Source organism: Sediminibacterium sp. KACHI17, assembly GCF_040362915.1.
Taxonomy (GTDB): domain Bacteria; phylum Bacteroidota; class Bacteroidia; order Chitinophagales; family Chitinophagaceae; genus Sediminibacterium.
In genome coordinates, this window is sequence record NZ_AP029612.1 from 237,733 (window position 1) to 259,872 (window position 22,140).

General features: G+C 39.5%; 20 protein-coding genes and 1 tRNA gene. 15 read left to right on the plus strand and 6 right to left on the minus strand.

From position 1 onward, the window contains the following. Positions 1-2 precede the first annotated feature (2 nt). The 3 genes from ABXG83_RS00890 (at position 3) to ABXG83_RS00900 (ending at position 5,426) form a co-directional block, all read left to right on the plus strand. Positions 3-3,176: an efflux RND transporter permease subunit gene (locus ABXG83_RS00890; RefSeq protein ID WP_353549620.1), complete on the plus strand. Its 3,174-nt coding sequence runs from the start codon at positions 3-5 to the stop codon at positions 3,174-3,176. 12 nt (positions 3,177-3,188) lie between these two features. Continuing rightward, a complete protein-coding gene (locus ABXG83_RS00895; RefSeq protein ID WP_353549621.1) occupies positions 3,189-4,634 on the plus strand; it encodes a TolC family protein in 1,446 nt (481 codons plus the stop codon). Positions 4,635-4,718: 84 nt separating this feature from the next. Beyond that, a complete protein-coding gene (locus tag ABXG83_RS00900) occupies positions 4,719-5,426 on the plus strand; it encodes a hypothetical protein (RefSeq protein WP_353549622.1) in 708 nt (235 codons plus the stop codon). Here the strand turns inward: ABXG83_RS00900 and ABXG83_RS00905 are convergent. Further along, entirely contained in the window at positions 5,399-6,655 is a 1,257-nt protein-coding gene (locus tag ABXG83_RS00905) for a glycosyltransferase N-terminal domain-containing protein (protein ID WP_353549623.1), read from the minus strand. The two genes, ABXG83_RS00900 and ABXG83_RS00905, sit on opposite strands and share 28 nt — an antisense overlap. Before the next feature lie 112 nt (positions 6,656-6,767). Here ABXG83_RS00905 and ABXG83_RS00910 point away from each other — a divergent pair, with 112 nt between their 5' ends. The 5 genes from ABXG83_RS00910 to ABXG83_RS00930 all read left to right on the plus strand — a co-directional run bounded on the left by ABXG83_RS00910 (position 6,768) and on the right by ABXG83_RS00930 (position 11,692). Then, positions 6,768-7,898 carry a DegT/DnrJ/EryC1/StrS family aminotransferase gene (locus tag ABXG83_RS00910; RefSeq protein WP_353549624.1) on the plus strand — a complete coding sequence of 377 codons (1,131 nt, stop codon included), beginning with the start codon at positions 6,768-6,770 and terminating at the stop codon, positions 7,896-7,898. A 3-nt stretch (positions 7,899-7,901) separates the two neighbouring features. Continuing rightward, the gene (locus ABXG83_RS00915) at positions 7,902-9,203 is read left to right on the plus strand and encodes a UDP-glucose/GDP-mannose dehydrogenase family protein (protein ID WP_353549625.1); all 1,302 of its coding nucleotides are present in this window, start codon (positions 7,902-7,904) and stop codon (positions 9,201-9,203) included. A gap of 38 nt (positions 9,204-9,241) precedes the next feature. After that, complete coding sequence (locus ABXG83_RS00920; RefSeq protein WP_353549626.1) at positions 9,242-10,222, plus strand: UDP-glucuronic acid decarboxylase family protein; 981 nt, start codon at positions 9,242-9,244, stop codon at positions 10,220-10,222. Positions 10,223-10,224: 2 nt separating this feature from the next. Then, a complete protein-coding gene (rfbD, locus tag ABXG83_RS00925) occupies positions 10,225-11,097 on the plus strand; it encodes a dTDP-4-dehydrorhamnose reductase (RefSeq protein WP_353549627.1) in 873 nt (290 codons plus the stop codon). A gap of 85 nt (positions 11,098-11,182) precedes the next feature. After that, entirely contained in the window at positions 11,183-11,692 is a 510-nt protein-coding gene (locus tag ABXG83_RS00930; RefSeq protein ID WP_353549628.1) for a GNAT family N-acetyltransferase, read from the plus strand. 3 nt (positions 11,693-11,695) lie between these two features. On the opposite strand, the gene ABXG83_RS00935 is transcribed toward ABXG83_RS00930, so the two are convergent. The 4 genes from ABXG83_RS00935 to ABXG83_RS00950 all read right to left on the minus strand — a co-directional run bounded on the left by ABXG83_RS00935 (position 11,696) and on the right by ABXG83_RS00950 (position 14,428). Then, positions 11,696-12,157 (minus strand): nuclear transport factor 2 family protein, encoded by a 462-nt coding sequence (locus tag ABXG83_RS00935; RefSeq protein WP_353549629.1) that lies wholly within the window; start codon positions 12,155-12,157, stop codon positions 11,696-11,698. A 4-nt stretch (positions 12,158-12,161) separates the two neighbouring features. Further along, entirely contained in the window at positions 12,162-13,079 is a 918-nt protein-coding gene (locus ABXG83_RS00940) for an MBL fold metallo-hydrolase (RefSeq protein ID WP_353549630.1), read from the minus strand. A 47-nt stretch (positions 13,080-13,126) separates the two neighbouring features. Next, positions 13,127-13,687: a DUF4256 domain-containing protein gene (locus ABXG83_RS00945; protein ID WP_353549631.1), complete on the minus strand. Its 561-nt coding sequence runs from the start codon at positions 13,685-13,687 to the stop codon at positions 13,127-13,129. A gap of 81 nt (positions 13,688-13,768) precedes the next feature. Next, positions 13,769-14,428, minus strand: coding sequence for a hypothetical protein (locus ABXG83_RS00950; RefSeq protein WP_353549632.1), 660 nt, complete (start codon positions 14,426-14,428; stop codon positions 13,769-13,771). Between the two features lie 427 nt (positions 14,429-14,855). Here ABXG83_RS00950 and ABXG83_RS00955 point away from each other — a divergent pair, with 427 nt between their 5' ends. From ABXG83_RS00955 to ABXG83_RS00965, 3 genes are all read left to right on the plus strand, one after another. After that, positions 14,856-16,058: a DUF1343 domain-containing protein gene (locus tag ABXG83_RS00955; RefSeq protein WP_353549633.1), complete on the plus strand. Its 1,203-nt coding sequence runs from the start codon at positions 14,856-14,858 to the stop codon at positions 16,056-16,058. Positions 16,059-16,422: 364 nt separating this feature from the next. Then, positions 16,423-17,223 (plus strand): sterol desaturase family protein, encoded by an 801-nt coding sequence (locus tag ABXG83_RS00960; RefSeq protein WP_353549634.1) that lies wholly within the window; start codon positions 16,423-16,425, stop codon positions 17,221-17,223. Between the two features lie 204 nt (positions 17,224-17,427). Beyond that, the gene (locus tag ABXG83_RS00965) at positions 17,428-17,895 is read left to right on the plus strand and encodes a phage tail protein (RefSeq protein ID WP_353549635.1); all 468 of its coding nucleotides are present in this window, start codon (positions 17,428-17,430) and stop codon (positions 17,893-17,895) included. A gap of 102 nt (positions 17,896-17,997) precedes the next feature. Here the strand turns inward: ABXG83_RS00965 and ABXG83_RS00970 are convergent. Further along, positions 17,998-18,068 (minus strand) — tRNA-Gln (locus tag ABXG83_RS00970). Positions 18,069-18,404: 336 nt separating this feature from the next. Here ABXG83_RS00970 and ABXG83_RS00975 point away from each other — a divergent pair. The 4 genes from ABXG83_RS00975 to ABXG83_RS00990 are packed head-to-tail and all read left to right on the plus strand — an operon-like array spanning position 18,405 to position 22,118. Next, positions 18,405-19,358 carry a hypothetical protein gene (locus ABXG83_RS00975; protein ID WP_353549636.1) on the plus strand — a complete coding sequence of 318 codons (954 nt, stop codon included), beginning with the start codon at positions 18,405-18,407 and terminating at the stop codon, positions 19,356-19,358. 45 nt (positions 19,359-19,403) lie between these two features. Beyond that, positions 19,404-20,111: a hypothetical protein gene (locus ABXG83_RS00980; protein WP_353549637.1), complete on the plus strand. Its 708-nt coding sequence runs from the start codon at positions 19,404-19,406 to the stop codon at positions 20,109-20,111. Positions 20,112-20,142: 31 nt separating this feature from the next. Beyond that, a complete protein-coding gene (locus tag ABXG83_RS00985) occupies positions 20,143-20,694 on the plus strand; it encodes a hypothetical protein (RefSeq protein WP_353549638.1) in 552 nt (183 codons plus the stop codon). Beyond that, on the plus strand, positions 20,691-22,118 hold the full coding sequence (locus tag ABXG83_RS00990; protein ID WP_353549639.1) for a DUF3943 domain-containing protein: 1,428 nt from the start codon (positions 20,691-20,693) through the stop codon (positions 22,116-22,118). The genes ABXG83_RS00985 and ABXG83_RS00990 overlap by 4 nt, the downstream gene beginning before the upstream one ends. The last annotated feature ends 22 nt before the right edge of the window (positions 22,119-22,140 follow it).

Here is a 22,140-nt window from a genome sequence, read left to right on the forward strand (position 1 = left end):
CCATGTTTGATATATTTATCAAGCGACCCATATTGTCGCTTGTCATTTCATTATTGATTACGCTGCTGGGTGTTCTCGCATTATTTACCTTGCCTGTAACCCAGTTCCCCGATATTGTTCCTCCCTCTGTAACTGTAACTGCTAAATACACTGGTGCCAATGCTGAAGTTTGTGCCAAAGCTGTGGCCACTCCATTGGAAAGAGCCATCAATGGTGTTCCTGGCATGACATACATGTCTTCAGTATCGAGTAATAACGGTATCACATTGATTACGGTTTCATTCAAAGTAGGTACCGATCCTGATCAGGCAGCAGTGAATGTTCAAAACCGTGTGACCACTGTATTGGATGAATTGCCTGAAGAAGTGATCAAGGCGGGCGTTACTACAGAGAAGGAAGTAAACAGTATGCTGCTGTACTTGAATATCATGAGTGATGATTCCACAGCAGATGAAAAATTCATTTACAATTTTGCGGATATCAATATTCTGCAAGAGCTTAAGCGAATTGATGGGGTTGGTTTTGCTGAGATCATGGGTTCAAAAGAATATGCCATGCGTGTTTGGCTGAAGCCGGATAAAATGCTTGCTTATAATATTTCTGCCAATGAGGTTGTAGATATTCTCCGAAATCAGAATGTAGAGGCAGCGCCTGGTAAAACAGGGGAGAGCTCTGGTATGGATGCCGGCTCTTTGCAATATGTACTTCGTTATACCGGTAAGAAAGCGAGTGCTCCTGAATATGAAAATATTGTGATCAGAGCTGAACAGAATGGATCTGTTCTTAGATTAAAAGATATCGCAGATGTTGAATTCGGATCGATGACTTATAGCATGGTATCTGAAACCGATGGTAAGCCATCTGCATCCATCATGTTGAAACAAAGACCGGGGTCGAATGCAAGAGATGTGATCAAGAACGTCAAGCAACGAATGGCTGAATTGCAGCAGAGTTCTTTTCCGCCGGGTATGAAATATAATTTTGCTTATGACGTATCTCGCTTTTTGGACGCCTCTATAAAAGAGGTACTCAAAACCTTGGTGGAAGCATTCATCCTGGTATTCATTGTAGTATTCATTTTCTTGCAAGATTTTCGTTCTACTTTGATACCTGCATTGGCTGTGCCTGTAGCGCTTATCGGCACACTTGCGTTTATGCAGATGCTTGGATTTTCCATCAACCTACTCACATTATTTGCATTGGTACTTGCTATTGGTATAGTGGTTGATAATGCCATTGTAGTGGTTGAAGCCGTGCACGTAAAAATGGCGGAGCATCACATGACTCCTCTCAATGCAACCATTGCAGCTATGAAAGAGATCAGCGGCGCATTGATCGCTATTACATTGGTGATGTCTGCAGTGTTTGTGCCGGTAGCATTTCTCTCAGGTCCGGTAGGTGTATTTTATCGGCAGTTCTCGCTAACACTTGCGATCTCTATTGTGATATCAGGGATCAATGCTGTTACACTTACACCGGCATTATGCGCTTTGATGTTGAAGCACGAACCTGCTCGTGAGAAAAAGAATCTCTTAGCTAAATTCTTCAACGGGTTTAATAAAAGATATGATCGCACTTCTTCAAAATATCAGCGACTTATTGGTGCCATTGTTACCAAGCGAATGGTCACGATGGCATTACTGGTCGTATTCTTTGCGGCAACCTGGGGCATATCTACTATTCTTCCTAGTGGCTTCATTCCAACAGAAGATCAGGGAATGGTATATGTGAATGTAACTACACCGCCTGGATCAACTGTTGAGAGAACTGAATCTGTAATGCAGCAAATGCAAGAAGCTATAAAAGACATTGAAGCGATCGAGAATATTTCAATATTAGCGGGATATAGCCTGGTCACTGAAGTAGCAGGAGCTTCTTATGGCATGGCCATGATCAACCTGAAACCCTGGAAAGAAAGATCGGTATCTGTCAATCAATTGATACAACAGCTCAGAGAAAAAACTGCTTTTATCAAAGATGCAGACATTGAATTTTTTCCGCCCCCTACAGTGCCAGGTTTTGGGAATGCGAGTGGATTTGAAATGCGGATATTAGATAAAACAGGAACCGGAAATCTGCAACAAACTGCTGCAGTAGCGAATGATCTGATCGATTCTCTTGAAAAAACAAAAGAGATCGGATCTGCTTTTACCAGCTTCGATCCTGACTTTCCACAATACCTGATACATGTAGACCAGGATATGGCAGCAAAAAAAGGAGTGACGGTGGAGAATGCCATGAGTACCCTTCAGACATTGATCGGAAGTTATTACGCTACCAATTTTATTCGCTTTGGTCAGATGTACAAAGTAATGGTGCAGGCATATCCTCAATACCGAACTAAGCCGGAAGATCTGCTGAATTTATATGTGAAGAATGACAAGGGTAATATGATTCCTTATTCCACTTTTATCAGATTGGAAAGGGTCTTTGGTCCGGAACAGTTGACGCGTTACAATATGTATACTTCCGCATTGATCACAGGTGATGCAGCAGCAGGGTATAGTAGTGGTGAAGCCATCGAAAAACTGAAACAAACTGCAGGTGAATTATTACCCAAAGGGTTTAGTTATGAGTGGTCAGGAATGACACGTGAACAAATACTTTCTGGAAATCAGGCTGTATTCATATTTGGTATTTGCTTGTTGTTTGTGTACTTATTGTTAGCCGCACAATATGAGAGTTTTCTATTGCCTTTATCTGTGATCCTATCATTGCCTGCAGGTATTTTCGGCGCTTTCTTAAGCTTGAAATTATTCGGATTGGAAAATAATATCTACGCCCAAGTAGCCTTGGTCATGTTGATCGGATTATTGGGTAAGAATGCAATTCTGATCGTTGAATTTGCGATACTCAGACGCAAGCAGGGTCATCGGATAGCCGATGCAGCAATAGAAGGAGCTGTATCCAGATTACGCCCAATATTGATGACCTCTTTTGCATTCATTGCCGGCTTGATACCCTTGTGTATCGCTTCCGGTGCAGGAGCAATGGGGAACAGATCTATTGGTACAGCAGCGGCGGGTGGTATGTTGATCGGTACCATTTTCGGTGTGCTGGTTATACCCGGACTTTATTACCTGTTTGCAGTGCTATCTGAACGTACGAAATGTCAATCAGTAACAGAACCAATCAGCGTATCAGAAGTGAATACAGAACAATTCAGTGATCAATAAACGACATTCATTATGAATCAATATACTTTTAATAACAAGGTCATTATGATGATTATGGCCATCATTTTATTGGGAAGCTGTGCAGTACCTAAAGAGGCCAATCGGTTTAAAGAAATTGAATTGCCCAACTCTTTCGCGGATAAAAAAGATACCGTAAGTCTTGCACAGTTGGATCTAAAAACATTTTTCAGTGATACCACTTTGTATGGGTTGATCGAAACGGCTATTGAAAATAATCCGGACATACAAAAGGCCTTGAGAAGGATCATGATGGCACAAGCCCAATTACAAATGGCGCATAATGCAAGACTCCCGGTATTGGATGCTGTAGCATCAGGGGGCTTTAATAAGTTCGGGAAATATACCATTGATGGGGTGGGCAATTTTGATACCAATCTATCGCCCAACATTAACAAGGACCAGCGTATACCTGTATTAACGCCGGATCTCTTCCTTGGTTTCAGAAGTAACTGGGAAGTGGATGTATGGGGTAAGTTGAATGATCAAAAAAAAGCGGCTTTATCTCGATCTTATGCTTCAGAAAAAGAAAGACAATGGCTCACGACCCAATTGGCAGCTCAGGTTGCATCCATGTATTATGAATTGCTTGCATTGGATAGCGAGTTAGATATTTTGAACAAGAATCTGCGCTTACAGGAAGATGCATTGGAAGTGGTAAAAATTCAAAAGAGCGGAGGTCGGGCAACTGAACTTGCGGTACAACAATTTGAATCACAGTTATACACTACCCGAAGTTATATTGTGGGATTGAAGCAAAGTGTTATCAAAACAGAAAATGAATTAAATCTGTTATTAGGTCGCTTGCCACAGCCGATCAAAAGAACTGTCCCTATTTTTTCTCAATCGGTATTGGCTGCTATACATACCGGCTTGCCATCCCAGTTATTGATTCGTAGACCGGATATTCAGGCCTCGCAGTTGAAGCTGATGGCAGCAGGATTTGATGTAAGGGCCGCCAAAAAATCATTCCTTCCTTCTCTGAATATCACACCGTATACCGCATTCAATTCATTCAATGCATCGATGATGTTAACACCTGCATCTATTGCTTATGGCATCTTAGGAAGTGTAAGCGGTCCTGTATGGAATAGAGGCAGATTAAAAGGAATGTTAAAAGAAGCCATAGCCACAGAAGGAGAAGCTTGGTTTGATTACCAGCAATCAGTATTCAGAGCATATCAGGAAGTGGTAACCTGTATGAGTGCGATCAGCAATAATAAAGATCTGTTTGACCTCAAGAAAAAGCAGGTATCGGTATTGGAGTCAGCGGTAAAAACTGCAAGGGAGCTATATGTTACAGGTTATGCCTCTTATCTGGAAGTGATAACAGCGCAAAAGGGGGCGCTGGAAACACAGCTGGAATCGGTGGCTACCTATAAGAATGTTCTCCTATCGCAGGTAGATCTCTATCGGGCATTGGGTGGTGGATGGCAATAAAATGACTGCCAACATAATATCCTTGTTTGAAATACGTTTTGTAACTTGAGCAGGCCTTAACGCCATCAAACCCCCATATCTGTTATGGAAAGAGTAGGCACTTTAATCAATAAGCTCAAAGAGCAGTTGGAGCAGGGAGCGGATGCTGCCACTTTATTAATGAATACCCGCTTATTACTCGCTGAGTTACAAACCCAGTTGCAGCAAAATCCTGTGCCCCTTAAAGGAAAGGTTTCAGTCGTTATGCCCGGCTCATTCGAGACAAAATCTACTTCGATTCCTGCAGTGGAAACGTTTATGGATACTGAGGTTTCCTTACCCAAGATCCCTTCACAAGATGAAGTTGTTGCAGAACCTCAGGAATCTGCTGTTCATGATAACAATTGGCCGGTCAACATACCTGTTGAAATACCTACTTTGGTTCATCAAGCTTCACCGGGTGGTAAAGAAGTCTATGAGTTGAATCAGATATTGGTGGCCAAGTTTGAACAACCCGAGCTCAATGAAAGACTGAGAGAAGAGAAGACAGAAGTAGCAACGGTATTACAATCAGCACCAGTTCGTGATCTAAGAAAAGCAGTAGGTATCAATGATCGTTATCTGTTCGTAAATGAACTTTTCAGAGGCGATGAAAGTATGTATGAGCGAAGCATGAAGACCATCAACGGATTTTCTATTTATCCGGAAGCTCAATATTGGATCGAACGTGAATTAAAGGTAAAAATGGGATGGGATGAAGGTTGTGAAGCGGTCAAGTTATTTGATCAATTGGTCAGAAGACGATTTGCCTGAATATAATCCATGATTTTATTGCACGCCCCTGATTTCTGTTGTACGTAATCTCCAGATGCTTGTCCTGTTTGTTTTAATAGATTGGGATCTTTGAGCAGTATGGATAGTTGCTCTTCCAGTTCCAATGCATCATCGATACTAAATGCACCTTCTCTTTCTATGAGTTCTATGGCTTCTGTATACTTTTCATATACAGGACCAAATACAATAGGTTTGTAGAATACTGCTGCTTCCAAAGCATTGTGAATACCGTCATCACCAAATCCTCCGCCAATATAGGCAATGGTAGCATAGCGATAAATACTACTGAGCATTCCCATATTATCCATGATCAGCACATGCACATTTTCCGGCACTTGTTTGGTTTCTTTCAGCATGGAATAGCGAATGGTATGGGTATATAATTTCTCGCATTCTTTTAATCGGTCTTCATCAATATCATGCGGTGCAATGACAAAACGGATGTCAGGATGATGATTTACAAAATGATCCAGTGCTTCATCATCTTCTGTCCAGGTGCTGCCAGCAATGATCACCGGATGCTGATGACAGAATTGTTCGATCAGTTCAAAAGAAGAAAAACCCGCTGCGATCTGAATTACACGATCAAAACGTGTATCACCGCTGATCGATGCTTTATGTTCAGTTTCAATTTGCTTTAAGAGTAGAAAGGATGAATCATTCTGCACAAAGAGATGTGTAAAGCATTGTAACATTTTTTTATAAAAAGTTCCATACCATTTGAAAAAAGGCTGATCCTCTCTGAATACTCCTGAAATCAGGAGAAGAGGAATGTTTCTTTCTTTGATCTCATTCAGATAATAAAACCAATATTCATATTTCACGAAAAGAACCAATGCCGGTTGTACTATATTTAAAAATTTCTGGGCAGTATACGGACGATCCATCGGCAAATAACAGATATGATCAGCCACGGGATCATTCTTGCGGATCTCATAACCCGATGGAGAAAAAAATGTGACAAGAATAAAATAATGTGGGTATTGCTGTTTGATAGATTCAAGTAGTGGTTTGCCCTGTTCAAATTCACCCAATGAAGAACAATGCATCCATACTACCGGTCGATCATTTTTATGAAATACGGAGTGCAGTTTCCTGAATTGATGTTTCCTTCCTTTTACCCATAAGGCTGCTTTTGGGTTGTAAAAAGACAGCAACCATGCAGCTTTGGGGTAAAGCCATACGAACAAACGATAGAGGAGTCGCAAATACAATGATTTATGGGCACAAATTAAGAACTAAAACCCATTTGGGTGATGTTGAATCCGAAAGCCATTTCAGACATTTTTACAGTAGTTTTGCAGTGAAAGGAATTTGAATATGAGACCCATACAAATGGTTGATACCCGTACTCAGTACGAACATATAAAAACAGAGGTCGATGCTGCCATTCAGGAAGTATTAAATAGTGCAGCTTATATCAATGGTAAAGCCGTACAGGATTTTGCTACATCTCTCAGTCAATATTTAGGCGTCAAGCATGTGATCCCATGTGCCAATGGTACGGATGCTTTGCAAATTGCCATGATGGCGTTGGATCTTCAACCGGGCGATGAAGTTATTACACCCTCCTTTACCTATATCGCAACGACTGAAGTAGTGGCATTGCTAAAACTCACGCCAGTATTTGTAGAAGTAGACCCCAAAACATTTTGTATTGATCCGGAGGCGATCCGTAAGGCCATTACTCCAAAGACCAAAGCTATTGTGCCGGTGCATTTATATGGACATGCAGCACCTATGGAAGAAATACTTGCCATCGCTAAAGAATACAATCTGTATGTAATTGAAGACAATGCTCAGGCAATTGGATGTGATTATACTTTTTCAGATGGAACAAAAAAGAAAACGGGAACCATGGGTACTATTGGGGCCACTTCTTTTTATCCCAGTAAGAATTTAGGTGCATACGGAGATGGCGGTGCTATTTTTACCAATGATGATGTATTGGCAAAGCAACTGAAAATGGTAGCCAATCATGGTCAGCAAAAAAGATATTACCATGAAGTAGTAGGCTGTAACTCTCGTCTAGATACGATTCAGGCAGCCATTCTCAATATCAAATTGGCGAAACTAGATGCATATAATGCAGCCAGACAATCAGTAGCCGCTTTTTATAATAAGGCGTTTGCAGGAAACAAGAAGATCATTACACCATTTGTCGCTTCATATAGTGATCATGTATATCATCAGTATACTTTGGTACTCAATGATGTGAACAGAGATGAGTTAGTAGCTTACCTAGCAACCCAAAATATTCCATCGATGATCTATTATCCTGTACCCGGACATAAGCAGGATATGTTCAAGTCATTTGCTTTACCGCATTATCAGTTAGATACGACCGATTGGCTGACAGAGCGTGTGGTATCATTGCCTGTTCATACCGAAATGGAAACAGAACAACTGGAATATATTGTACGTCACGTTTTAAATTTTGTAAACAGATAAGGGATGAAAATAGCTGTTGTAGGAACCGGATATGTTGGATTGGTTACAGGAACTTGCTTTGCTGAAACAGGCAATAAAGTTACTTGCGTGGATATTGATCAATCAAAGGTAGAGAAATTAGCGAGTGGAGAGATCACGATCTATGAGCCCGGATTGGAGAAAATATTTCTTCGTAACCTGAAAGAAGGGAGGTTGAAATTTACCACCAGCCTTGAAGATGGGATTCAGGAAGCAGATATTATTTTTCTGGCATTGCCTACACCACCGGGTGCTGACGGAGCTGCAGATCTCAAATATGTATTATCCGTAGCAGATCATTTAGGAAAGATATTGAAGGGGTATAAAGTGATCGTTGATAAAAGTACGGTTCCGGTTGGCACAGCAGATAAAGTAAAACAGGCGATAGCAGTTCATTATAAAGGTGAGTTTGATGTAGTTAGTAATCCTGAGTTTCTTCGCGAAGGTGTGGCAGTAGATGATTTCATGAAACCTGATAGAGTGGTGGTGGGTACTGATTCGGAAAGAGCCAGAAAAATCATGGGCGATCTTTTTGCTCCTTTTGTAAGACAAGGTAATCCGATCATATACATGGATGAGCGTTCTGCTGAACTTACAAAGTATGCAGCGAACTCTTTTCTTGCGATGAAGATCTCTTTTATGAATGAAATCGCTCAGTTGTGTGAGAAGATGGGAGCTGATGTGGACATGGTACGTAAAGGCATCGGTAGTGATGAAAGAATCGGTAAACGTTTTTTATTCCCGGGTATCGGTTATGGTGGTAGTTGTTTCCCGAAAGATGTACAGGCATTGATCAGGTCATCTGCTGAAGTAGGATATCAATTCAATATTTTAGAAGCCGTTGAAAAAGTAAATGCGCATCAGAAATTACATCTGGTACATAAAATCCGTAAATATTTCGGTGATCAGTTAACCGGAAAACATTTCGCACTTTGGGGATTATCTTTTAAACCCAATACAGATGATATCCGTGAAGCACCGGCTTTGGAAATGATCGATGCCTTACTTACCCAAGGGGCTACCATCACTGCCTTTGATCCTGAAGCAATGCCGAATGTGCGCAAGCATTTAGGTGATCGTATACAATTGGCATCAAGTCAGTATGACACATTGAATAATGCAGATGCATTGATCATTGCAACAGAGTGGAGTGAGTTCCGTACACCTGATTTTGAAATGATTGAAACCAAGCTCAAACAAAAAGTGATCTTCGACGGAAGAAATCTATTTGATGTAAAACAGATGGCTGGATTAGGATTCCATTATGAAAGTATTGGACGAAAATAGTTAACAGACCATGGTCCATGGTCCATGGACTTTTTTATATGGAAAAGAAACGCATACTCATTACCGGAGCTGCCGGATTCCTCGGATCACATCTTTGTGATCGGTTTATTCGTGAAGGGTATCATGTGATTGGCATGGATAACCTGATTACCGGGGATATGAATAATATAGCTCATCTGCTCAAGTTGCCTGAATTTGAATTTCATCATCATGATGTAACCAAGTTCATTCATGTATCAGGACATTTGGATTATATTCTCCATTTCGCATCTCCTGCCAGTCCGATCGATTACCTGAAAATACCGATTCAAACCTTAAAAGTAGGGGCGTTGGGTACGCACAATTGTTTGGGTTTGGCTAAAGCCAAAAAGGCGAGAATTTTGGTAGCATCCACCAGTGAAGTTTATGGTGATCCACTGGTACATCCACAAACAGAAGAGTATTGGGGTAATGTGAATCCGGTAGGGCCAAGAGGCGTGTATGATGAAGCCAAGCGTTTCATGGAGTCTATCACAATGGCTTATCATACCTATCATGGTGTTGAGACTAGAATTGTTCGCATATTCAATACCTATGGGCCACGTATGCGATTGAATGACGGCAGAGCGTTGCCTGCTTTTATCGGACAGGCATTACGCGGAGAAGATATAACAGTGTTTGGTGATGGAAGTCAGACGCGTTCATTTTGTTATGTCGATGATCTCGTTGAAGGGATCTATCGGTTATTAATGAGTGATTATAGTATGCCTGTAAATATTGGGAATCCGAATGAGATCAGCTTGTTGGATTTCGCAAAAGAAGTGTTGAAACTGACAGGTGCAGGTGTCAAGATCGTTCATAAACCATTACCTGTGGATGATCCAAAACAACGCAGACCCGATATCACAAAAGCAAAACAATTACTAGGGTGGGAGCCTACCATCGACAGAGCAGAGGGATTGAAAATGACCTACGCATATTTTAAGAACCTGCCCAGAGAAGAATGGACCAAGCAGCCAAAAGAATTCATCAATCAGTAAATATGCAGAAGCCATTAGTTGTTGTAACTGGGAAGAATGGTCAATTGGGTTGGGAGTTGATGCAATTGTCTCTTACGTATTCTAATAGCTTTGATTTTATTTTTACGGATAGAGGTCAGTTGGATCTTGCAGATGAACGATCAATCTCAGATTTCTTTCAAACATATCAACCGGCTTATTTTATTAATTGTGCAGCGTATACTGCAGTAGATAAGGCAGAATCGGAACAAGATCTGGCTTATCGCATCAATGCAGTTGCTGTTGGACAAATCGCTCATCATTGTCGTGTTCATAAAACCATACTCATCCATTTTTCTACAGATTATGTATTTGATGGAAAAGGGATAGCACCTTACGCAACTGACGCGCCTACAGATCCGGTGAATTATTATGGGTATACCAAAAGAGTAGGAGAACAGTTGGCTTTGGAGAATCATGCATCTACTATTGTGATCAGAACATCATGGGTATATAGTTCTTATGGACATAATTTCGTGAAGACCATGCTGCGTCTGATGAAAGAGCGAGATGCAATAAAAGTAGTTGCCGATCAACGAGGCTGTCCTACCTATGCAGCTGATCTGGCTGAAGCTACTATGAAAATTGTTGATGCATCTCAACAAGGGCAGTTACATACAGGTATTTTTCATTATAGTAATACCGGAGAAACCAATTGGTATGAGTTTGCCAAGGCGATTCGAGATATTGCCGGTTTGACTTGTTTGATTGAACCCATCACTACGGCTGAATATCCTACACCGGCAAAACGTCCGGGTTACTCAGTGATGGAAATTGCAGCAATTACTAAAAACTATGACGTGGTTTTACATGATTGGAAAGATAGTCTACGTCGTTGTTTATCCATATTGTCTTAATCATTGATTGGTTTCTTTCAGCCATCATTTTACCATTTATCCATTCGAGGTAACAGCTAATCTATGTGCTTACTATTTTTGATACATGGAAATCAAGAATAGCACTTTATCAGATATTGAAACCATATTTGGTCTGTATAGAATGGCTGCACAATACATGAAAGAGCGCTTCCCTGTTCATTTTCCTGAGTTTGACCGGGATATGGTGATACAAGAGATAGAAGAGGGCAGACAATGGAAAATGCTGATCGATGGTGAATTAGCATGTATCTGGGCCATTACCTGGAATGATCCCCAAATATGGGAAGAGAAAGATAGTGACCCTTCCATTTATATTCATCGAATTACAACCGTACCCGCTTTTCGTGGCAGACATTTGGTAAAAGAGATCGTCAGATGGGCGAAACAATATGCGAAAGATAATAATAGAAGTTATGTTCGCCTGGATACTGTCGGAGAAAATCAAAAATTGATCCGGCATTATCAGGAAAGTGGATTTACTTTCTTAGGAATGGTAGAGTTGAAAGATACCAGTGGACTGCCGAATCATTATCAATTGGATAAAGTGAGTTTATTTGAGTTGAAGGTAAGTTGATGTCTACATCTTTTCAAGACATACCGATGGCTCTACCGAATAATCTAGTGATACGATCTTCCACCCTTCATTGGTTTTAAAGAAAGTGAACACATCAATACCACAATGATTAAATTGTTGATTGATGCTTAAGGTATAAGGAACCCATGCCATGGCAATTCTACCATGAACTTTGACTTCTGCCGAAAGCATTTTTTCATAGATTACTGACCGTGGGTTCACGAAACTCTTCATTCTGTCTTTGAATGCAGCTGTTCTGATCAACAAACTATCATTTTGCGTACGGATAGATGTTGTTTGTCCATCCAGTATGACAATACTTTTTAAAAGCACTGTATCCTGTTTCTCTAATGCTTCAAAAAACTGATTCACTTTTTGTAAAACTAATTTTTCTTCCGGATTTACTGACTGTCCATACAGATGGGCCGATAGACAAAAAGAGATGAAAAGAAGCAATTGTTTCATGAGCTTATAATTTAAAAACATCTTTAAAGCGGGCAATATTGAATCCCATTTGTAAGATCTGTTTTGTTTGAGCACTTTCTTTTGATAAGGCCGGATTGGTGTGATTCATATGAATGAAATAGATCTTTTTCTTTTCTTCAATGGGCATGGCTTCAAACAACCGAATGGTTTCAATGATAAATGGGTGTGGTATCTCTTTGATGTCTCTGTTATTGATCTCTTCAGCATCAAAGAATGTGGCGTCAATGAATGCATAGTCTACATCTGCTATTAATTGACGGATATCCTTCTCCCATTTTTCCCATTTATCGATATCCGGAATGAAGAGTGCTTTTTTATTCGGTCCTATGATCTTATAGCCAACGGTTTCGCTGTATTCGTCTCTATGAGGTACTTGAAAAGGGATGATCTGAAGGTCAGTGCTCAGTGTAACCGCTACGCCATTCTCAATATGTTTAGGCGTGATATTTTTTAGATTCACCAATTGACTCCAGGGACCGTTCTGTTCCAGAAATATTTTCATGCGGGGCATTGTATACACCGGTATTTGTGATGCATTCATGGCTTCTTTTCCCAAGTACATCAATCCGCTGTAATGTCCAATATGTGCATGTGTCAGGAAGATACCGTTGGGCATTTCACTGTCTGATTGCCCATATTCTTTCAGCAACTTTAATTGAGAAATGATATCAGGTGTAGCTTCCATCAGATAGCCGGCTTTTCTGCTGGCGTCAATAATACCCAATGCTGTTACTTTTCTTGTTGGGTCCGGCTTTTGAAATAATGCGTTGCAACATTTTTTAGTGCAGCCAATATGCGGCGAGCCACCATCCTGAACATTCCCTAACACAATGATCGAGGTCTGTTGAGCTGATAGGCAAATCACCATGGCACAGAACATAATAAGTATGAGTACTCTCATACAAGTAAGTTAAGCAAATTAATAACGTGTTGTTTCTTTAAGAATAGTTATACGCTTACGGCTCCTCGAAATCCTCTAGCTGCATAATAAGACTGTGCGCCGTTGTGATAAATGAAGACCTGTTTGTATCGGTAGTCGCCGAAGATCGCACCACCTTCTTTGCGGATGTTAGCGGGGGTCAATAACCAACTGGAAGTCTTTTGGTCAACAGGATGAATGCTTTGTAAGAAGCGGTATTGCTCTTCTGTTAAAAGGGTAATACCCATTTCCTTCGCCATGTCGATCGCATTGTGTTTGGGTGGATGTTCCTTTCTGGATTCAAGTCCTTCACGATCATAACAAACACTTCTTCTTCCTGTTGGACTCTCGGCAGAACAATCAACAAATAAATAAGTGTCGGTCTTTTTATCGTATGCAATCACATCCGGTTCGCCACCTGAGTGTTCCATTTCATGGAGCGACCATAATTTTTCAGGGTGTGCTTCTAATCTGGCTTGCACTTTTTTCCAATCCATGTCTTTATGTCGGCGTTCATTTTTTATGAAACGAGCATGTAGTATTGTCAGTAATTCAGTTTGTGTAGCGTTGTTTAATTTATTTTTTGGCATAGTTGTTTGCTTGGTTGATCGCAGAAGTTGTAGCAAAAATTGTTATTCCTGCTATCTAACAATTTAAAGATGTTGAGTCTATCATTCTACAGGTATTTTCAAGAGTTTAGGTTCAGCACGTTCAAACAATTTTGATTCTTTGAAATGATTGGCCATATGCAATGCATCTCCTTTCGAATTTTTGTCGGCTTTTAACGTAAACCACTGAGGCGAGAAGCGATCTTGCTCAACTAGTTTGGTGCCGGTCAACTTTATCATGGTATGTAAATCAGTTAAGTCGTTGGCATCTTTTATCTTAACGGTGAAAAAGTTACTATAAGTGTTCACGCAACGCGAAGCAAGTATGGGCATAAACGTATAACTGCAATCTGTTTTCATGGTGTAGTGTACAAAGGTAACCATCGGGTCTTTCTGTAATGTTGCGATGAATGCTGTTATATCTTGACAATCCTTCGATTGCTTGAATTTCAAAGGAGCTGTATTACCGTATAGCGTATACGTAAATGTGGAATCAAATTCTTTTTCTGATCGGATAAAACTTCTGATCTGACTTTCGGTAGCATTACTGTCAAAGGCAACCAAGATATAGCTGTTAGAAAGTTCGCCTAATGTAGCAGTAGAATCACCAAAATAGCAGTAATTGATAAACTTACAAGTGCTTGGTTCGATTACTGTTTCCGAGTATTTGTCGCAACCCATTAACAGGCAACTTAGTAGTAAACAATAAAACAGTGCTTTCATGGGTGTCATTCGTTGTTGTATCAATAACAAATTAAATAATTAGTGTAAGAGTGCCAAGCTTATGCTTTTGTATAGGGCACTTGTAGTATACTGTGCAAACATAATTGCTGATGATGGGTGATGAGGTTCACAGGGTTCATGTGAATACTGTGAACATATGTGACTTTCAATACTTTAGTTCCAAAAACTCTTTTTTTAAGATCGAATTTGAGTGAGATAAGGATTAGACTACCGTATGTATAGGGTATCCCCTCCGTATCCCCTGGGTATCTTTAGGTGGGGGGTGGGGTATGGGTGCTAGGTACTGGGTAATAGGTGATAGGTATTAGGTGTTTAGGGTAAGGATTTATAGTGTGTTGAGATATTTTCGGGCGGTAGGTTGCCTAAGCTGTAGTTGTACCTATATTTATCATTCAATACACACCATATGAAGAAATGGATCATTGTGATGCTCATGGTCATGAGTAGTTCCGTATTAGTAGCGAGGGTTGAAATATCTGCAGCAAAGGCCGTTCTAACAGGTGCAGATCAAACACATTTGTATTTGCCATTATTGAAAGGCAAACGAGTTGCAATGTTGGCAAATCCCACGACTATTATTGGTACAACACATTTGGTAGATAGTTTACAGCGATTGGGTGTGAATATTGTAAAGGTATTTGGTCCTGAACATGGGTTTCGTGGTAATGCCAGTGCAGGTACGGTTGTATCTGATGAAACAGATTCATTAACAGGTATTCCCATTATTTCATTGTATGGTAAAAAAAACAAACCGAGTAAAGAAGACCTGGCAGATGTAGATATCATGATCTATGATGTACAGGATGTAGGGGTGCGTTTCTATACCAATATCAATGCTCTTGTTCGTTTGATGGAAGCCTGTGCTGAAAATGAAAAAGAATTGTTGATACTTGATCGTCCCAATCCTAATGCCTATTTGGTAGATGGTCCTGTATTGGATATGAAATATAGATCCGGTATTGGGATGTTTCCGATACCCATGTCGCATGGATTAACCATTGGTGAATTTGCATTGATGGCGAATGGTGAGGGATGGCTTACGAATAAGATGAAGTGTAATATTCGTATCATACCCGTAGCCAATTATGATCATGATATGCCTTATACATTGCCGGTAAAGCCATCGCCAAATTTGAATACGCAACAGGCCATTATGTTGTATCCATCGACCTGTATGTTTGAAGGGGTGTATTTGAATCATGGAAGAGGTACGTATTTTCCGTTTACAGTGTTGGGGAGTCCTGAGTTAAAAGGTATTTACTCATTTTCTTATACGCCCACAAGCATCAAAGGGATGGCTGAAAAACCGCTTTTCATGGATCAGGTTTGTTATGGATTGGATCTGCGTAATTATGATGTTGAGCAACTTCGAAAAAGTAAAAAGATCAATATCAGTTGGATATTGGAATTGTATAAGGCACATCCTTATAAAGAAAAGTTTTTTGAAAGATTGAGTGATCAGATGAATTCTATTGAAGTGCAGATAGGGGTGGGTGAATTCAGACAGCAGGTGATCAATGGAGTATCAGAAGAAGAGATCCGTAAAAGCTGGGAACTGGGATTGAGTGCGTATAAGGAGATGAGGAAAAAGTATTTGTTGTATCCATAGTGCGAAAATTCATTTGATGAGTTGTTCCATCAGTAGGGTTTTAAATCTGTATATCTGTACTATTGAGATGGAGAATAAAAATAATTTTCCTTCTCCGCAGAGTGTCAAAATAAAAAGAGGTTCTACGCATGGTCTCCTGCGGTAGGAGGGGATCATGCGCGTTACACAGCTAGGGGTATCATTTGCTTTTAAGCTTACTAATTTGTTACAGAAGGATCAATCGTGAAAATTTATGATTAACTTTCATAAGTGTGAGCGGTCGCAGCGTACTCTGCGAGAGAGCTACCGAGAACATCCAAAAAGTAGTCTCTGCAATGAAGAAAAAGTGGGGCTTAATAATTCATCACCTGCATAAATTTTTACGATGGAACTATTACAAAAACTGCTGGCAATAGACCCCAACTATATTCTTATTGGACTCATTGTTTTGTTTTACAGTCTTGAATATTTTTTTGAAAACCAGATTCAAACTACTAACAGAACCACACACTGGGGGAACAATATTCTTTTAGGGATAATTTTTGTGGGTCTTAATTTTTTATGGGCTTATGTAGTTGTGTTCTGTGTTGAATGGACCAACAGTCGGCAGATTGGGTTGTTTTATATGCTAGATATGCCCTATTGGTTAAAACTTATCCTGGGTGTGGCAATGCTCGACTTCGTTTCTTACTGGTTTCACCGTCTTGGTCATATTGTTCCTTTCTTGTGGCGTTTTCACCGTGTTCATCACAGCGATACAAAGATGGATGCTTCCACTAATTTTCGGGGACACCCGATTGAAACCTTCCTTTGGTTTGGCAGTAGCAATATTCTAGCTGCCGGTATTTTTGGGCTCGATCTGGTTACACTGGGTCTATACTTTTTTATTGTAACACCTTTGTTTTTCCTAGAACATGCCAACCTACGTTTCCCCCAGTGGTTAGACAGAACAGTTGGGCTTGTAGTCACAACACCTAATCTTCATAAAATACATCACGACCAAGATCAGCATTATACCGATTCTAACTTTGCTGATATTTTTATTTTATGGGACAGATTATTTGGCACATTTACTTATAAACCTGTTGAGGGAATAAAACCAGGACTTAGAGAATTTGATACAGATCAGCAACAAAGCTTTTGGTATTTATTGAAGGTTCCTTTTATAAAATTGAAACGACAGTAGTAAAAGCTTTTTCTTTTCTGCAACATGTCAAAATATAAAGAAGTTCATCTTCTCATACTTCGGGAGATGATGTGGGAAACTGCTTCTATGGAGAGCATGGGTAAAAAGGTGGAAATACTCCTTTCGGAGAAAGAATAACTACAAGATCTAGTTAATCTTATAATCAATTATGCACTCATTTTAATTAATAAAAAATAAATAGTTATGTCAGCAGATGACGGTAGCAAACAAGGCGCTACATGGCCTTTGCCAAAGTTCAGATTTGAAGTTGATATGGGAACACAATTAAAAGGTGTTGTTTTTCAAGAAGTATCCGGTATGGAAGCCGAAAGCCAAGTTATTGAATATCGTAAGAGTAACAGTCCTCTTTTCTCAACCGTAAAAATGCCTGGTATTGTCAAATACGGAAACATCACTATGAAAAGAGGAGTATTTGTTAACGACAACACTTTTTGGGATTGGTACAATGAGATTAAGATGAACATTATTAAAAGAAGAACGGTGCTAATTAAATTACTTGATGAAAATGGGAAGGTAACTATGCAATGGCAATTGAATAATGCGTGGCCAACCAAGATCAGTAGTACTGACCTTAAGTCTGATGGTAATGAAGTTGCCGTGGACACCATAGAAATTGCATACGAACAATTAATTATTGCTAATGGTAAGTAGTGGTATACAACTTTTGGAAAGTTCCGAAACTTTCCAAAAGTTTACTTCGAGGAGTAGCCATAAAGCAAAAGCCCCACATTGCTGTGAGGCTTTCTTTTTTCGTTGCCCGACCTGGATTCGAACCAAGACATACTGAACCAAAATCAGTTGTACTACCCTTATACTATCGGGCAATCCGACCTATTCATTTCTGAATGGGGTGCAAAAATAGGGGAGGATATCAATTGTTCCAAAATTTTTTAGGAGTTGATGCGCTTTTTCGTCGGTTAAGCCCAGCTTTTTGAACTTCGATTGATGGCCAGCTTATTGCAAAAGTTGGCGTTATTACTCCCTGTACAGATTTCGGTCATTTTTTGACTGATCGTGTCTTTGAGACGGATTTTACCGTTGCCAACTAATTCCAAAAATGAACTTTGAATAGATTAACAGAATGATGGTTGCATTTTAATTTATGTTATATTGAGTCTAGTAACAGGGCTTACAATCGACATAACTGCTAAACCCGGCACATGAGCATAAAACCCCTAATTGGCCTTTTTGGCCTATTGATGATTGGCTGCACTAACCCCGCATCTCAGAAAGGTAAAATTATAAAAATATCTTCTGCTGAAAGATGGGCTGGCTTTTTCGTAGATGATGCTTATGTAAAAAGAGCAGAAGGGTATGATTGGGTTGGCGTTGTAACCTCTTTGGTCAATGACAGTACCGTGCATGTGTCTGTCAGATCAAGAGCTGATCAAAAAAAAGCTACCTGCACTTTCGATGCAAATGCCACTATACTTGATGATTCGACACTTACAGCTCAGGTAAATGGTGCTACCATTTATTTTATTGTACGTGCATCCGATTTAATCATTCGTGCCCCATCAGAGGCAGACGAAATGATGTTGGGGTATTTTTGTTCTGGAGGCGCCTCTATTGCCGGAAAATACAAAAGACAAGCCCAACCTCTAGATGAACAACAGGTTGATAAAACCATTTTTCTAAAAAACCTCTCACTACAAAATATATTCTTCGAAGTACGTTCTATTCGTACTGATAGTATTCCTCTTTTGACGGTTACAACCGTAGGATTGAAGCATCATGCTGCACCGTACATTACCCCTTTAACGGATCAAGAGATCATGGATGCTGAGATCGAAGATTTGAATGCAGATGGATCTCCTGAACTACTTATTTATACTTCTACACCGCAGCGAGATAAACCGGTACAAGTGATCGGTTTTTCAGTGAATAAAATGAAGTCGATGAGTATGATTGCTATGCCTGACTTACGGGATAATGCTGAAGTTTTCAAAGAATATCGTGGTCATGATGAATGTCGAATTCTGGAAAACAGGCTGATGAGACGATTTCCATTAGCAGGAAAATCTAAAGAAGGTTATCCAATATATCGATTCATTACCTATAAAATGGTTGAAGGGGAAGCGATGCGTAGGTTTGAAATAGAAAGCATTCGGTAATCAAGCATTGCTTAAATCATCTTTATCATAAGATAACTATTACATATGGAAGTTCATCGTCATCATGGTTCACATGGATCTGGCTGGAAAGCAAATCTTAAAGAATTTTTCATGCTTTTTTTAGCTGTACTCTGTGGCTTTTTTGCGGAAATGAAAGTTCATAGTGTTGTTGAGCATGAATACGAAGAAGAATATATTTCTTCTATTGTAGAGGACATTACATCAGATATAGCACAAATCAACATTTTATTATCTGACTACGAAAGTCAGGTAAGGCAAATGGATACCTTAATGGATGTATTAGCATCTCCCGAAGTTTTATCAGATTCGAGAACAGCTTATCGATTATGGACAGACGTTCAAGGATTCCAAGATTTTTCTTATGATGATAGAACGATTCAGCAATTAAAAAGTGGAGCAGGACTTAGGTTGATTAGGAAAAGTGTAGTAGCTACAGCTATTATGCGATATGATCAGTCCATACGAAAGTTTCAACTACAGCGAAATATCATGAATACGGAAGTTGTTAATCAAAGGTTCTATTTTAATCTGTTTGATTTTGCAGCTCTTCGGAAATCCATGGAATCAGCAGTCCCTTTAACTGCATCAGGTAAGGCGTTCTTAAATCATGCAATTGGAGACAGATTATTTTACAAGAAATCTTTCTTGGCAATGATTGATCGGTTAAAGGAAGCATATATACAAGCTCATAAAACATTAGAGGATATCAAAAAAAATTATGACATTGAATAGAGTGCTTTTACGACTTGTAAACAAATGCTACTTGGTTGCTTTATTGGGAACCGCATTATTTTATGTTTCTAACGGTAATGCTCAAAATAGTAAATGGAAAATACAAGCCGGATTAGAATTAGGATTGCCAACCGGAAATTTTTCAAAGGTATACCAGCTGGGTAAGGGTATGCTGATCAAAGGATTATTATCTGTTAAATCCGGTGATCAATTTACATTTCAGACTTCTTACTCAGATTTCAAAATCAAAAATGATGTTATTGATCCTCGCTACTCATCTGATTATACCATTGTGCCAGTTTTATTTGGTTACAGGAGATACATCCAAAAATTTTATTCAGAAACACAAATCGGAACCGGAATCTATACTATAAAAGTAAGTGGTGGTGGACAATCGTTGAGTAAGTCAGAAACCAATTTTACTTGGGCTCAGACATTCGGATTCAATTTTGCCCACTTCGATTGGTTCGCTAAATACCAGCAGGGCAATTTGAAGAATGCGGGTGTTGAAAAACTTACAATGATAGGGGTAGGTATAGTATACCAGTTATCATTCAGTCAAAACAAAAGAGCTGTATTGTGAGTAATTACATTTTTCGCAGAAGAATATTATTGATCCGAAGGGGGTTCTTTTTGGTTCTGCATTTATTTGGGATGCTATTGATAGCAACAGCGCAAATTAATCCATCGGTATCTCCTGACTCGTCTAAATTTCAGCCAGCTATTCAGGATATAATCATAGGAGAACGTAAAGCTATTAGGGCTACTTCGGAACTTTTTATAACACAGGCAATTCCATGGTCTATTAATCGATTTGTACGAAAGGCTGATTTTGCGAAAATTTCGTTCAAGAGTTTATCGAACAACGTAAATCCTTCTTCATGGGAATGGGATGATAATTCATTTCAAACCAATCAATTTGCACACCCTTTTCATGGAAGTTTGTATTTCAATGCATTCAGAAGTAATGGGTATTCATTCTGGCAATCGGCTCCTGCAGCTTTTTCTGGTAGTTTGTTTTGGGAAATAGCAGGGGAAACACATGTTCCTGCACCGAATGACTTTATTAATACAAGCTTAGGTGGTATTTCTTTAGGTGAAATGACTCACCGACTTGCTAACTCTTTAATTGACCCCTCAGCAAGAGGATTTAAAAGAACAACACAAGAAGTACTTGGGTTAATCATCAATCCGATGAATGGATTAAACCGAATTCTGAATCGTAAATGGGGACGTGTTGAACCATTTAGAACAAGAGATTCAAGTACAAAACTGGTGAATGCTTTTGTAGATTATGGTGGGCGTTTTTTTAGCGAAAGGTCTTCTGATTTTTTAAAGCGAAGAGGAAATAACGAGTTTTATATGCGATTAAGATTGCTATATGGTAATCCGGATGAAGCTTCTGTGATTCCTTTTAGTGCTTTTAATATGTCAGCAGAGGTAGGTGCTTCTGATTCTGGCTACCTCAATACATTAATGGTGACGGGTTACATACGTAGATGGAAGATGAGTGCAAAGAGTATGGGACTGATCAGTATGAATTATGATTTTTTCAAAAATAATGCATTCGAATATGGCGCTCAAAGTTTTCGCTTTACAGTATTGTCTGACTGGAAGCAAAAAAATCCTCGAAACAAACTAAGAACAACTATCGGAGGAAGTGTCATAGCATTGGCTGCTGTACCGGATGTATATCTCTATTATGGAGAAGGTAGAAACTATGATTATGGTCCGGGTATTGGGTATCATGCGGGAACTGAGATTAGTTTTCATGATGTATTATTTCTCAATTTCCAATACCGTGGCGGTTGGTTTAAAACACTGAATGGAAATCGATCTAACTTTTTCTTAAATACTGTTACCAATGAAGTGAGGTACGAGCCTCGGAAAAATTTATTTTTTACATTAGAGCTTGGGCATTTCAGTTTGCAAGGAAACTATGCGGATTATCCTGATTTTACTCGGACTTATCCATTTCTTCGGTACTCAACAGGTTTTCGTTTCTGATCTTATTATTTGACCAATAAAG